This is a genomic window from Larkinella harenae (genome assembly GCF_054780515.1).
Genome location: NZ_BAAGWE010000001.1, coordinates 1,393,876 through 1,407,199, shown reverse-complemented (window position 1 = coordinate 1,407,199; position 13,324 = coordinate 1,393,876). Strand labels below are relative to the sequence as shown.

General features: G+C 53.3%; 10 protein-coding genes. All 10 read right to left on the bottom strand.

The features are described from left to right. Window positions 1-34 precede the first annotated feature (34 nt). Complete coding sequence (locus ACYVH9_RS05655) at window positions 35-970, bottom strand: NAD-dependent epimerase/dehydratase family protein (RefSeq protein ID WP_460635323.1); 936 nt, start codon at window positions 968-970, stop codon at window positions 35-37. Then, window positions 903-2,150, bottom strand: coding sequence for a glycosyltransferase family 4 protein (locus tag ACYVH9_RS05650; RefSeq protein ID WP_460635322.1), 1,248 nt, complete (start codon window positions 2,148-2,150; stop codon window positions 903-905). Before ACYVH9_RS05650 ends, ACYVH9_RS05655 begins: the two co-directional genes overlap by 68 nt. Continuing rightward, window positions 2,147-3,706 carry a heparinase II/III domain-containing protein gene (locus ACYVH9_RS05645; protein ID WP_460635321.1) on the bottom strand — a complete coding sequence of 520 codons (1,560 nt, stop codon included), beginning with the start codon at window positions 3,704-3,706 and terminating at the stop codon, window positions 2,147-2,149. Before ACYVH9_RS05645 ends, ACYVH9_RS05650 begins: the two co-directional genes overlap by 4 nt. After that, complete coding sequence (locus ACYVH9_RS05640; RefSeq protein ID WP_460635320.1) at window positions 3,703-5,880, bottom strand: bi-domain-containing oxidoreductase; 2,178 nt, start codon at window positions 5,878-5,880, stop codon at window positions 3,703-3,705. The genes ACYVH9_RS05645 and ACYVH9_RS05640 overlap by 4 nt, the downstream gene beginning before the upstream one ends. A 3-nt stretch (window positions 5,881-5,883) precedes the next feature. Further along, on the bottom strand, window positions 5,884-7,791 hold the full coding sequence (gene asnB, locus ACYVH9_RS05635; protein WP_460635319.1) for an asparagine synthase (glutamine-hydrolyzing): 1,908 nt from the start codon (window positions 7,789-7,791) through the stop codon (window positions 5,884-5,886). A gap of 7 nt (window positions 7,792-7,798) precedes the next feature. Continuing rightward, entirely contained in the window at window positions 7,799-8,605 is an 807-nt protein-coding gene (locus ACYVH9_RS05630) for a class I SAM-dependent methyltransferase (protein WP_460635318.1), read from the bottom strand. A gap of 97 nt (window positions 8,606-8,702) precedes the next feature. Continuing rightward, window positions 8,703-9,425 (bottom strand): hypothetical protein, encoded by a 723-nt coding sequence (locus tag ACYVH9_RS05625; RefSeq protein WP_460635317.1) that lies wholly within the window; start codon window positions 9,423-9,425, stop codon window positions 8,703-8,705. Continuing rightward, window positions 9,422-10,603, bottom strand: a complete 1,182-nt coding sequence (locus ACYVH9_RS05620; RefSeq protein ID WP_460635316.1) for a glycosyltransferase — start codon at window positions 10,601-10,603, stop codon at window positions 9,422-9,424. The genes ACYVH9_RS05625 and ACYVH9_RS05620 overlap by 4 nt, the downstream gene beginning before the upstream one ends. Before the next feature lie 33 nt (window positions 10,604-10,636). After that, complete coding sequence (locus ACYVH9_RS05615; protein WP_460635315.1) at window positions 10,637-11,965, bottom strand: oligosaccharide repeat unit polymerase; 1,329 nt, start codon at window positions 11,963-11,965, stop codon at window positions 10,637-10,639. Between the two features lie 5 nt (window positions 11,966-11,970). Continuing rightward, window positions 11,971-13,323 carry a lipopolysaccharide biosynthesis protein gene (locus ACYVH9_RS05610; RefSeq protein WP_460635314.1) on the bottom strand — a complete coding sequence of 451 codons (1,353 nt, stop codon included), beginning with the start codon at window positions 13,321-13,323 and terminating at the stop codon, window positions 11,971-11,973. Window position 13,324 lies beyond the last annotated feature (1 nt).

The window sequence follows — 13,324 nt, the reverse complement described above, 5'->3', positions numbered from 1 at the left end:
GGTACTCAAAATCTTGATTCCTAAAAAAGTATTTTCAGGAGAAAAAAGAAGTTACGGCGTTAGGCTTCCACCCTAATTTCTGACGGGCTCGCTGGTCCGTAAAAATAAGCGAGCTCGTTATTTTGGTCAGGGCAATCGAATCGAGCGGAAACCGTCGTCCCAGCACGAAATTGATTCCGTCGCCGAATCGGGCCACCGTCCGAGCCAACCAGAACGGAACGATAAGCCGGAGCCGCCGACCGGCCTGTTGCGCAACGGCATCGCTCAGTTCGCGGACCGACGGATGAACGCCATCCGTCAGGTTGTAAATACCGCCCACCTGAGCCGCTTTCGGGATAATCTGGGCCACATCTTCGGCCAGCACCATGCTCCGTCGGGCCGATCCAGGCCCAATCTGCACGTAACGCCCCCGACGAATGATCCGCACCAGCTTACCCAAATTACCCGGTGCCGGGTCGCCAACCACCAGCGGCAGGCGCAGGATCGCGCACCGAACACCGTGCTTTTCACACCACAGCTGCACCACCTCCTCGGCCTGCATCTTGCTCTCGGCATACGGCGTTTTTCCCAGCAAGCCCGTCTCCTCGGAAATATTATAGCCCGACTCGCACCCATAAACCGCCACCGTGCTGATTAGCACAAAAGCGGACGGTACGGTTTTTGCGCCTTCCAGCGCCCGGAGCAACCGTAAGGTTCCATCGAAATTGACCTGAAAAAAAGACCGTTTTTCTTCCTCCGTACGCGGCACCGTATGCGCTTTCCCAGCCGCATGCACCACCAAATCGATCACTCTGTCCGACAAATCCGGTTGCTGCGTAGCCAGATCGCAAACAATGTCGCCGACCGTCCGACCCAATCCTACCACCCGGTACCCCGCTTCTTCCAGCCCTGCCTTTAGGTAATTACCCAGAAATCCATTGTGTCCGGTCAGCAGCGCTGTCGGCGGAAAAGGGCTTGGAGTGGCAGACATGGGATAATCCATTTAGATAGTCGGCAGCTAATTTATTTTTATCGAACAATTGTCGGGCCACATTCGCAGCACGCTCCCCCGTAGGCTGCCGCCAGCTGGCGTCATTGGCCAGTGTCACCAGCAGTTCCGCCAACGCCGTCGGTTCGTCCGAGCTAAACGTAAAACCGCACTGATACTCGTCCAGAAATTGTTTAATCCAGCCGTCGGTTGTCTGAATGACGGGCGTTCCGGCCGCCAGAGCCTCCATCAGTTTGTTCGGCGAAGACGTATCCAGCAACGGCGCGCGCTTCAGCGGCACAATGGCCAGCCAGGCTCGCTGTACATACGCCACCAGTTCCTGTTTCGGCATCAGATCATAGAGCAGAAAGTTGGTCAATCCGTCCTGCCGCTGCCGATCCTGTAGCTCCTTTTTCTGCTGCCCATCGCCAATGAGCAAAAAAACGATGTCGCTGCGATCACGCAGGAGTTTTGCGGTTTCATACAGCAGCGTGGAATTATTGACGGCCCCGATATTTCCCGTATAGATGACCACTTTTTTGCCCGACAAGCTACCCGGTAGCTGAAACTCAGAAACCGGCGTCGCAAACAAATCCAGATTGACGGTATTGGGAACGGAAATACTGTGGGTAAATCCGTAGCGCCGGGCAATGTTCTGCTGAATACCGGGCGAAAGCGCAACGATCAGATGTGCAGCCTGGTAGCACCGACGTTCAAACCAGTAGGCCATTTTTTGCGCCAGTTTGCTGGGCAACGCGCCCATCAGAATGGCGGTATCGGGCCACAGATCCCGGGCTTCGAAAACCAGTTTCCGGCCCCGCAGGTAACGAGCAACCAGGCCCGGAATGCCCACGGTAATCGGTCCCGACGAAGCCACGACGACATCGGCGGGCAGCGTCAGGGCGTACCAGCTCGACCAGACCGCAAACACCAGAAAGGTCCAGATGCGTTGCAGGATCGACTGTTTGTTATCAATCTTCAGGTTCAGAATTTTGACCCGAATACCATCGATCAGCTGTTCTTCACTCCAGCGGCTGGCGCGCAAATCCGATTTAGCGTAGATACTAGTCACAACCGTAACCGAATGCCCTTCTTCCGTCCAGCGTTTGGCAAAATCGTAAACCCGGGTTCCCCAGGAGCCTTTCGGTGTTGAAAAATATTGGTAGAAGTAAACGATTTTCATTCCCGACAGGTAATTAGCGTTCGTAAGTTCTTGCTGAATTCTACTTCAATGACCAGCGCCGACAGAAGCCGATTGAATTGCCGCGCCACCTGAACGGTTTTTTGCCGAATCTTCTGCGCGTTTTGCCATTCTATTGCCCCCCAGCCAAAACGAATCTGACTGGCTTCTACCGCCAGGGGGCGCTGTTCGGGGGCCAGGTAGAACCGGGCCGTTGCGGTTTGCTCGTCGTTGATGGTGTCAATAATCGTCAGCTGCTCCGGGTAAGCAATCCAGGTACGTTCGTGCCAAATTCCCCAATCCTGGTACCCATCGTGCCGGGCTTTCAGCACCCCGGCATGATCTTCCAGAAGCGTCACATGCGCCCGTCGCCCCACCCGAAAACCGCCCCAGACTTCGGACGAGTCGGCTTCGTCGATTTGCACGGTAGTATGGGCCGCCGTGCTCCGCTCCCACTGCCGTCGGGCGTTATTCTCGTAAGTCGATGTGCCAGAATCCACCAGAACCGGCTGACCAGCTACCTGCAACAAAAAACTAAGTGTATCGGCGTGGGCGTGGCCGGGCTGGTGAGCGGGTCCAATGCTACCGACATTGGCCACCAGTTCATACGTTGGGGTGCGAAACCGGCGAAAACCGCTGTCCGTTAAATCAGTCACCTGAGGCCGAATGTGTAGTCGGTCGGCTTTGGCACGAAGTTGCGCAGTGGTGGGTGCAACACCGTCGGCAGCGTCGTTCAGCAGCGGCACAGAACCGTCTTCAAAGGTCATATTTTCCAGCCAGCCCAGCATCCGGCGCGCCTGATTCCGCAAAAATGCATCTGTGTCCGAATCCTGGTGCCAAGTGTCGAACTGGAGAATATGGCAACAGTCCAGTAGCCGATCCAGCAAAATCTGGTGGTACATCGGACTCCGTTCGTAATGCCCGCCATCCCGAAACAGCTGTTCGGTCAGTTGCGCCCTGACCAGCTGAACGGCTTTCTGATAAACCGATCGGTTCTGAAAGTAAAGGGCTGCCGTTAGCAAAGCGAATCCATTTTCCAGCAAATGATTCCCCAGCAGGTGGTATTCCAGCCGCTCCTCCAATAACCGGACCTGCGCCCATAGATGCGCATCAATGTCTGGTAACTCCAAGCGGTGGTACGACAGAAAACGAACCCAGTTGATGATTCGCAATGAAATCGGGTACGGTTCCAAACCAGCTTTCAAATCAGCCGTCCGACAGATAAAGTCCCGGATGAGATCAACCCCCTGCCGGGCTTCCAGACCTGCTTGATTCAGAAAGTCGAAATACGACAGATTGTAGTGCCAGAGCTTGCCGTTCTGCCCGTAATTCCAGTCAATTTCCGCCGGAAACGTGACCGATTGATTCAGAAATGTAAATGTTTGACCATGCAGACAAAGCGGTTTATCCGGCGGGGTAACGTGCAAAAAACTCGTTACCAGCGGAACCTTGTCAACAGTTAGCGACGGTTTTGAGCGCAGCCGGTTCATCACCTGATAAACCACCTGCTGCACCCGCAGATACCGGATCGTATCCCAATATAACCGCCAGCTTTTCATACGATTTGGGGTTCTTCAGTCGATTGAAAGATGCCCATGCCAACTCCAACCTCCACCCATTGCCGGGTTTTCAGGCTCCGCAGGGCCGCCAGCATCGTGCGCGATGTATTCACCAGTTCTGCAAACGGAATGAGCGGTTCTCCACCCCTGCGAACCTGTTCTACCAGGCGTTGAAACTGTGCATTATGGCCTTTGTCCTGGCGGGTCGACAGGCTGGAAAAGCCCTTAAAACCGTATCCTTTCAGCGTTCGGAAGTTGTCCATAATCAGCGTTCGTTCCTGCGAGTACACCTCAAACCGTTCTTTGGAATACGCTTTGCTCCCGTTCGAAAAGTAGTTGATTACGCCCGTCGAACCGTTTTCGTACCGCAGCAGCAACGAGGCCGAATCGTTCGTTTCGGCGGGCTGGTTCCCCATCGCGTTCATGCAAACCGCTACAACCCGGCTTCCGGTCAGAAACGTAATTAAATCCACGTAATGACAGGCTTCGCCCAGAATGCGCCCTCCACCCACGGCCCGGTCGTGTACCCAGGAGTTGGCCGGAATAAAGCCTGCGTTCATCGTTGCGATCACGTTCATCGGCACTTCACCCGAACCGGAACCGCCCAACAGCACTTTCATTTTTTGCACGTGGGGCGAAAACCGCCGGTTGAAACCGACCAGAACCGTTTTACCAGACTGCTGCTGGGTCTCAATCAATTCGTCCAGCTCTTCTTCGTAAATGGCCAGCGGTTTTTCCACAAACACATGCTTTCCGGCCCGTAAAGCCTCACGCGCCATTCGAGCATGCTGCTGATGGCGCGTGGTGATGACCACCAGATTGATCGACGAATCGTTCAGAACTTCCCGGTAATCGCTGGTGCTGAACGCAATCGTGTGTTTTTTGGCCAATATGGTTCCGTTTAATCCGTTGGCACTGGCGATGGTTTTGATGGCAACACCCGTCTGTTTCAGGGCGGGCAGCAGAACGGCGCTCGTGAAATTACCCGCGCCAATCAGGCCCACTACGGTCTGCGGCCCTTCTTCATACCGGCTTTCACGCAACGGAATAACGGGTGTCAGATCCGGTTTTTCGGGATACCGCAGCAATGAAGCAATCGAGGAGGAGCGGGAAATTCCGTTGTAAATCTGTTCGAAATTCTCAAACGCGACCACTTCCGTAATCAACGGATTGACAGCCAGCTGGCCGGACTCCAGTAATTGCAGAATCGTTTGAAAGTTCCGGTTTTGGGTCCAGCGCACAAAGGGCAGTGGGTAATCGGAGCCCTTCTGCTCGTATAGTTCGTCGTAGCGGCCCGGCCCGTACGAGCACGACACCTGAAAAGTCAGTTCTTTTTCATAAAATTCGGCCCGGCTCAAATTCAGACCAACAACACCGACGAGCACAATCCGTCCGCGTTTTCGGCTCATGCGAGCTGCCTGCGAAATCAGCTCATCGCTTTTGGCCGAAGCCGTTATAATCACCCCATCGGTGCCCACGTCCTGCGTTAGGGCAAGTACGGCTTTCACCGGATCGGTGCCGCCCGCCGGATTCAGGGCGATGATCCCCCGACTCCGGGCCAGCTCCAGTTTTTTTTCATCCACATCCAGCCCAATCACTCGGCAACCGTTCAGCCGCAGCAGATCGGCTGTCAGCAACCCAATCAACCCCAGGCCTACCACCACTACGGTTTCGCCCAGGGTTGGGTTCAACAACCGGACGCCCTGCAAACCGATGGAACCGATCACGGTAAACACGGCCTCGTCGTCGCTGACCCCGTCCGGCACCCGGGCCACCAGATTTCGTGGCACGCAAACCACTTCGGCATGATGCCCGTTCGAGGCCACACGGTCGCCAACAGCCAGATCGGTAATGCCCTCACCCACGGCGATGACCTCGCCCACGTTGCAATAGCCCAAAGGCAGCGGCTGGTCTAATTTGTTAAAAACCGTCTCCAGCGTTGGAATCAACCCATCCGTCCGGATTTTCTCCAGCACCTGTTTCACGCGGTCGGGCTGTTGACGGGCTTTTGAAATCAAACTTCCCCGGCTGAATTCCACCAACATGCGTTCGGTACCGAGCGAAACCAGCGTCCGGCGAGTCTGGATAAGCACCTGCCCGCGCCGAACCTGGGGAGCCGGTACGTTTTCGAGCAAGGTCTGCCCGGTTTTAAGGTGTAAAATCAGTTGTTTCATTCGCTACGGTTTAGCAGAGTCTACAAACTGTCGGAACCAGGATTCGATGGCCATCAAGCCCCAGATGGAGTACGTTGCATCCAGTTTTCCGTCCTGGTTATCGCGAATTAACTGATGGACCGCAGCCGGATCGAAGATGCCCCGTTCGCGCAGGCTTTGTTCGGACAAATACCGTTGCAGCATAGCATCCAGCTGCCCGCTCCGCAGCCAGTCGCGCAACGGCGTTCCAAAACCGGTTTTAGGGCGGTCGATGACGGAATGAGGCAAATACCGTTCGGCCACTTTCCGAAGCAGGTACTTGGTGGTTCGTCCGCGCATTTTTAGCGACGGAGGCAACTTGGTACTGAATTCGACGAGTTCCGAATCCAGGAACGGAACGCGGGTTTCGACCCCCACAGCCATGCTCATCTTATCGGTATAATTCAGATTATGATCCGGCAGAAAGTAGGACAACTCCCAGAATAATAATTGATTAAGCAAATTTTTCTCATCCGGAATCCGCTCCAGTGCGGTCAACAGCTGGTGGTTAGGCTGATATTTGTCCAGGCCTTTTCCGACGGCATTTTCAAAGAGTTTCTGATTGGTGGCAATGGGCAGCCGGGCAAAATAATCCGCCATGCGTTCGTGCTGCGGCTGCCCAACACCCGCCGTGAGTTTCTGAAGCCGCCGAAACAAGGGGATCGCCTGGCTGCTGAAATTCACCGTGCGGTTCAGCAAACGGCCCATAACCGGTGGAATCCAGTTCAGGAACGGTTCCATGCTCAGGGCCTGATGACGCCGGTACCCCGAAAAAACATCGTCGCCCGCCGTTCCGCTCAGCAAAACGGTATGGCCGTTTTTTCGAGCCTGCCGGCAGATGTTCAGCACGTTGAAGGGAGCGGTGTCAGCCTGGGGTTCGTCGAGGTGATAAATCATGCGGTCGAAATCGTGCACGATGTTGGCGTCGGCATCCACTTCCACCAGATCGACGTTCAAATGGGCGGCCACCTGCCGGGCATACGGCAAATCGTCTTCGAAGCCTTCGAAGCCTCCGTTACGGGCGGTTGTTCGAATGGTATAGCCCGTCAGCCGCTCGCGGGGTCGCGCCCGCTTTGCCATAGCCATCACCAGACTGGAATCCAGCCCGCCCGACAGGAAAAAACCCAATGGCACATCGGATTGCAACTGCCGTTTTACCGCCGTAAACAACCGCTCGTCGAGTTCTTCCAGCAATTGAGCTTCCGATTGTTCGGAATACGTGCCCCGAAACGGAAGCTCATAATACCGTTTCATGCAAACCACATTGGGTTCATCCACCGACACCTGCATGTAATGCCCCGGCAGCAGCTTACTCACGTGCCGAAAGGGCGTCTGCGCCCCCGGCGAATACAGAAAATGCAGGTAATTAACGAGTGCCGAGTAATCGATTTCTTTGTCGATGTCCGGATAAGACGCGATGGTTTTCAGCTCGGAGCTAAAGAGTAACAACCCGTCTTTGTGGTAATAATACAGCGGTTTCACCCCAAACTGATCGCGCGCCAACACCAGTTGGCGCGTAAGCGTATCGAAAATGGCGCAGGCAAAAATACCGTTCAACTTCCTGAAAACCGAAATACCGTACGCAGCAAAACCATACAGCAACGTTTCGGTATCGGAGGTTGAACGAAAAACGTGCTGGTTGGCGAGGCTGGCCCGCAGCGCAAGGTGGTTGTAAATTTCACCGTTAAAAACGATGACATAACGCCCGTCGGCGGTTTGCATGGGCTGCTGGCCATTGGGCGACAAATCCAGGATGGCCAACCGCGTGTGCGCCAGCTGAACACCTGGTGCATTAAAAATACCGTCGCCATCCGGTCCCCGGTGCCGGATAGCCGAACGAAGATCAAGAGAAGAAGAAATCGAAGCGCTTACGATGCCCGCAATGCCGCACATAATGTCATTATTTGATGGCGGAAATCAGCATATAAAGTCCGTGCCCCGGAAAAACCGCTTTGATGAGCCCGCGTGGATAAAGCCGTCGGCCCAGCGTGAGCCATCCGCTCCGGTGCCGTTGACCCGCTTCTGAGGAGAGCAAATCGGCGTGTGTCAGAACGGTTTTGATCGAAACCTGGCTAAACGGCGCAAACAACTGGCGAGCCTCTTGTCGGCTATAGGCCTTCGTACCGGGACTTTCGAGGTGTCTGGCATAGATAGCTGCCAGGCTGGTAAACGGTTTGCCAACGGCCAGCCCGTAACGCAGCCACAGCAAATAGCCCACCCAACTGTGTTTGTGATAGATCATGATTTTTGCCTGTCCGCCCGGCTTCAGAACCCGAAAAATTTCCTGCACCACCCGGGGTGTATCCGGGCTGTGGTGAATCACGCCCCACGAATACACCAGATCAAAACCGTCATTGGCATACGGCAGGTTTTCGGCGTCGGCCACGCGCAAATCCGAATGAAAACCAAACAACGATAGCCGATCGCTGGTGTGCTGAACGGCCCGCTCGGTGAGGTCGCAGCCGTGCAGCACGGCGCGGGCCTCCGCAAACTGCTGGTGGTCGGCTCCGAGCCCCACCCCGATTTCCAGCACCTGCTTTCCGTTGTATGCCGTAAAATCAGCGAAATCAGCGATGTAGGGCTCAAGACGATACCGATCTTTCGCTTGTTGCGTGTACTTCTGACGAAGGGTTTCGCCTTTCAGGTACAACTCTTCCCCGCAGGAGGCTTCATTCCAAAAATCGTGGACTTGTTGTTTCGCGTTCATCAGGCCGAGCTTTATGACCAAATATCGACACGAAGACGGGGGGAGACTGTAGAAAACCGTCCATTATGCAGCCGCTCTCGCAAATTCTCTCCTACCATTACTTCCCGTATTCCTTCAGACGGAGGTAATACCGGATGCCGTAATCAATTTGCGCTTTTCCCACGCAGGAAGGTGTGGACGAACAAAACTGTAGCTGCACTTTTTCCTGGTAGATCAGGCCGACTCCGCGCGCATAGACTTCCAGCCGTTTGTCCTGCGAAACCAGCGTCGAATCGTTTTGTTGCACCACCGTCGCCGTTTCCGCAAACGGCTGGTTCAGCACCGAAAACGGTTGACCAACATTTCTAACCTGGTACAAATCCTCACCGATGCTGTTGAAAGCATTGCCGTTCCACTGGAACTGATCGACCACCGGAAAAACAAGTTTGACGTACGATCGGTTACTTTCAGTCTTCACCAGCTGATCATCTACCATCCGGATGCTGCTCGCCGAATCGGGTTGCCAGGCCTGGCTGTCGTTCGCCCGCCGGTGACGCTCGATTCGGTACGTCATACTCCCTCCCGGGACTTCACTGGGCGGGTACGCATGGGTAATCATGTCCCGCAATTGATAGGTTTCGGAGGTCGAGCTGCCGTTCAGCGAAAACCGTTGTTCCCGCACCTCATAAATCCAGTACTTGCCTTTTTCCAGCGGCTGATAGTCATAACCGGCCGACTGCGGTTCGGTTGTAGGTGTACAGGACGTTAACCAAACCGTTCCAGCAACCAGCGCAGTCAGGCAAAACAATCGAATAAATAAGGATAAAAAGCTGATTTTCATGCGCGGTAGGTCGATTTTTCGTTCTGGATGGACGCTGGCATTGCGGTATTTTCGGCCAGTGATTGGAGCAATTCCCAACAGGTTCGGCTGACGGTTGGCCAATCAGGTAAGGTGGTAGACCGCAGCCTGCCTTCGGCAATCTTATACTGACGAAGCGCTTCGTCCGCGTACCCGGCATGGATCGTTTCAACGATATTCTGGGCCGAATGCGGGTCAAAATAATGCGCACTTTCTCCGCAAACCTCCTCCGCAAAATCACGACGCGACGTAAAAATGGAAACACCAAAATGCATGGCATCGACGTAGGTGGCCGAAAACGACTCCAGCAGAGTCGGCATAATGAGTCCATCAACCTGCTGATAAACTGACGCAATACCATCAGCCGGCACATTGCCAATGGAAATCAGGATATCGTCCAGTGATTCGCGGGCGATTTGGGCCAGCAGCCGCTTTGCGTTCGGGTGCTGGTCGGGTTCAATAGTCAGAAAGATCCGGTAAGGCAACTGTTTCTCTTTGATAATTTGGGCTACATCGACCAGAATTTCCAGGTTCTTGTGCAGGTAATAGCGCGATAGGCACAACAGATAAATCAGACCGGCCTGTTTCCGAGCGGGCAAGGTGTACGCACTATGGCTTTTCAACAAAGTATACGCATTCGGAAAAAGCTGAACCGTGGGGAGCTGGGTGTACAGCTGGCGCATCCGCGTCCGCATGGTGTTGGTTTGTACGAGCAGCACATCAGCATGCTTGATGCGTCGTTTAAATACCCAGGTTCGCAGCTTGATTTTGAAAAGGATTTCATAGCCCAGTTTTTTCCATAACAACTGATCATGCGGATAGGCCAGGTGCGAAAGATGGAGTAAAACAACCTGTTTGCAGGCAACCGAGGAAGGAAAATTACCCATTGTAAAAATAATATCCGGCTTTACGTGGCTCACCAGACGCGGGTACCAGACATTATCCATATAAGGTCTGGTAAACCACGGATTCAGCAGTTTCGGCAAAAAATGCAGCAGCAGCCCCTTGCCTTCGAACACTTCATAACCGCAGTCTTTAGGCACCACGACATGAACGATATCGGTTTCTCGTTTCAGCTGCTGAACATTTTTTAGAAAATTCAGCGCTACGTTCAGTCCTCCGGCAGAAGCCAGATTAAAAGCATTGATAAGTAGTTTCATAGCGCACTTATTCTACGGATACTGACTCATTTATTACGCCTTTGAAGTGACCACACTAAGCTGCTTTATCGACTTTTTCGTTAACCAGATCGGGATCGACAAATAGACGAAGTTATCCAGAAATTGAGGAAAATACCCTCGGGAAATAAACATGAACAACGCCAGCGACAACACAATTTGATTAAGCAGTCCAACGGGTTGCGTAGACGGGTTCCTACTCGAAAAAAGATGAATTACAAAGCCCAGTAAAAACGGCATAAAAACCGCTCCAAACCAGCCAAAAGCCCCGTAAAATCCGCCGTAGTGCATGGTTGTTTCTCCCGTTTTGGGCCATTCCGGCGGAAACTCCAAAGAGTCATTGACGATCGCCAGCGCTGGGGGCGGGTACGGTTTTTCACCATTTTTGAAGAAAAATTTAGGAATCGCTTTGATAAAAACATACCCAAACATGGTTAATCCGTAATCAGGACCCAACTCAGGATTCGCTTCGTAGTAGCGAATCAGGTTGTAATCATTGAGCGACTGGTGGGTTTGATCAAAGAACATTTCGTAATCAAATTCCGCCGGATTGTAAGATAAATCACTAAATCGACCTGCAATAAAATTCCAACGATTATACGTAATAAAGAAAACAAAATAGAGCAGGCTACACCCGATAACCAGCCACTTCCGAGCGTTAAAATCCGACGATGAGCTGGCAATAGACCCAATAACAATACCGAGCAAGGTAATGATCATTCGGTACCGAAAACCCATGACCGCAAACAGAACAAACGCCGGAATCAGCAACAGCGCCAGCTTCCACGGCTTTCCTTTCAAGAAGGCAAACACAATAATGGTTGTTACGATACAATCGGCACAGTTCCGAAAATAAAAAGAGCGGGTAGAGTTCTCGTTCAAGAAAATACTCTCCTCGGAAACACCCGTTATAATCGCAAGCGGATTGATCCCACTAATCAATAAATCCACGAAAACAATGGCGAAAAAAAACAAGTAAAGGCCCACCACTTTCCGGCGTAATTCCGGCGTATCGGTTTCTTTTATTTCGTACGTAGTTGCCGAATCCGGATACCGTTTCCACAAAAAACCGAACACGAAAAACACGTTGGCAATCATATGAAACAACATGCCTTTCTCGTAATACGGGGTTATATCCTTGCCGGTAAACAGAAACAATCCCTGATCACCAACAATCGTTTTTCGACCCGTCAGGTAAAAATACAGGGGTGTTAACACACTGTAGATCAGCAGTAAAATAATGCATACCGAAAACGCTACCGTTTGTGTTGGACTGAGCCGCCGGGCATTGATAAAGCCCGCAATCAATACCCCCAAACTGACCAGCATGTAGATCCAGATCATGGTGCTTATCCTTTTCGAAGTTGACCAATCCAGCCAAAATCCGTTACAATAGCCGGGAGTAGTTTACTAACCCGTTCTTCCAGAAGAATGCTCAGGCTGTTTCGAAAAACCGGAAATAGCATCACGCAATCGCCGATCAGCAGTCCGGCGGCCATACCGGTCAACCCGTAGCGCGGCACCAGCCAGGCAGCCGCCAGCAACGCTCCCAGGCTACTCAGCACGAACGACAGTGCAATGGACTGGTGGCGGTTGACCGAAATGGCGATGGTGGCGCTGGTTAGCCATAAACTGTACGGAAGCGTTGCCAGCAGCAGCAGCGTAAAGACGGGTTGAACAGGCTGAACCGTGCCGTTTGTCCAGACCGCCAGAATCGGTCCGTTCGCTAGTTCGAGCAGCAGCAGGCCCAGCAGCGAGATCCAGAAGGCAACCTGGCAGACGCGCCGGTGCAGCACCACGGCTTTGGAAAAATCGTGCGCCACCAGCGCCCGGGTGAGTTCGGGCCAGATGGCCGATGTGAGCAGATTCATGAGTTGCCGAATAAAATTGCTGAGCGTCCGCAGCGCCGTATAGATCACCACCTGAACAGGCGTCATGAAAGCGCCGATGAGTAACGTACTGCCTTGCAAGATCATGGCATTGGCCAGCGCAAAACCGAAAAAGGCCAGCGACGGACTCAGCAGATGCCGGATTTGGGCCAGTGGAAACCAGCCTACCGTTACCTGACGAACCCACGGAAACCGCTGGCGATACACCAGCAGCATTACACTCCAGCTAAGCGCCCGAACCAGTAAATAACCCAGCGCCACCACCACGGCCTGCCCTTCCAGCCGGACCAGTGCCACTACCACGCCAAACTCCAGCAAGCGTGTCAGCGTAATCCAGATTCGGCCACTTGCATTATCCCCTTCGGATCGCGGAACCGTACTGAGCAACTCCTGCTGAAGCAGCATCACCACGTATCCCATCAGCAACAGCACCGTCAGCCAGGCTTCCGACCCACCAACCTGGCTGATTTTCAGCCAGGTTGTAAAATCCGCTCCATAGAGAATGGCTGCGATCAGCCCCGAACCAAGGCTCCCGAAGACCATGATGGACGTGATGCCATTTCCGAGAAGCCGTGCCGCTTTTACGTATTCCTTCCGGCTCACATCGATGAGTAATTCGTTGGAAAGCGCCGACGTTATTCCAACATCACTCAAGGTCAGGTACGACGGAATCGAGAACAACAGCAGCCATTCGCCGTAATAGATCAACCCCCAATAATGAATCAGCACCGGCACGCTCACCAGTTGAATCAGAATCTGGCTGGCTTGGCCGAATGCACTGGCTCCCAACGATTTTAAAACGCGATGCAGCATC

What these genes read in the sequence shown, in the direction of transcription:
- ACYVH9_RS05655 (WP_460635323.1), bottom strand. Translation starts at nt 970, where the DNA reads ATGTCTGCCACTCCAAGCCCTTTTCCGCCGACAGCGCTGCTGACCGGA.
- ACYVH9_RS05650 (WP_460635322.1), bottom strand. Translation starts at nt 2,150, where the DNA reads ATGAAAATCGTTTACTTCTACCAATATTTTTCAACACCGAAAGGCTCC.
- ACYVH9_RS05645 (WP_460635321.1), bottom strand. Translation starts at nt 3,706, where the DNA reads ATGAAAAGCTGGCGGTTATATTGGGATACGATCCGGTATCTGCGGGTG.
- ACYVH9_RS05640 (WP_460635320.1), bottom strand. Translation starts at nt 5,880, where the DNA reads ATGAAACAACTGATTTTACACCTTAAAACCGGGCAGACCTTGCTCGAA.
- asnB (WP_460635319.1), bottom strand. Translation starts at nt 7,791, where the DNA reads ATGTGCGGCATTGCGGGCATCGTAAGCGCTTCGATTTCTTCTTCTCTT.
- ACYVH9_RS05630 (WP_460635318.1), bottom strand. Translation starts at nt 8,605, where the DNA reads ATGAACGCGAAACAACAAGTCCACGATTTTTGGAATGAAGCCTCCTGC.
- ACYVH9_RS05625 (WP_460635317.1), bottom strand. Translation starts at nt 9,425, where the DNA reads ATGAAAATCAGCTTTTTATCCTTATTTATTCGATTGTTTTGCCTGACT.
- ACYVH9_RS05620 (WP_460635316.1), bottom strand. Translation starts at nt 10,603, where the DNA reads ATGAAACTACTTATCAATGCTTTTAATCTGGCTTCTGCCGGAGGACTG.
- ACYVH9_RS05615 (WP_460635315.1), bottom strand. Translation starts at nt 11,965, where the DNA reads ATGATCTGGATCTACATGCTGGTCAGTTTGGGGGTATTGATTGCGGGC.
- ACYVH9_RS05610 (WP_460635314.1), bottom strand. Translation starts at nt 13,323, where the DNA reads ATGCTGCATCGCGTTTTAAAATCGTTGGGAGCCAGTGCATTCGGCCAA.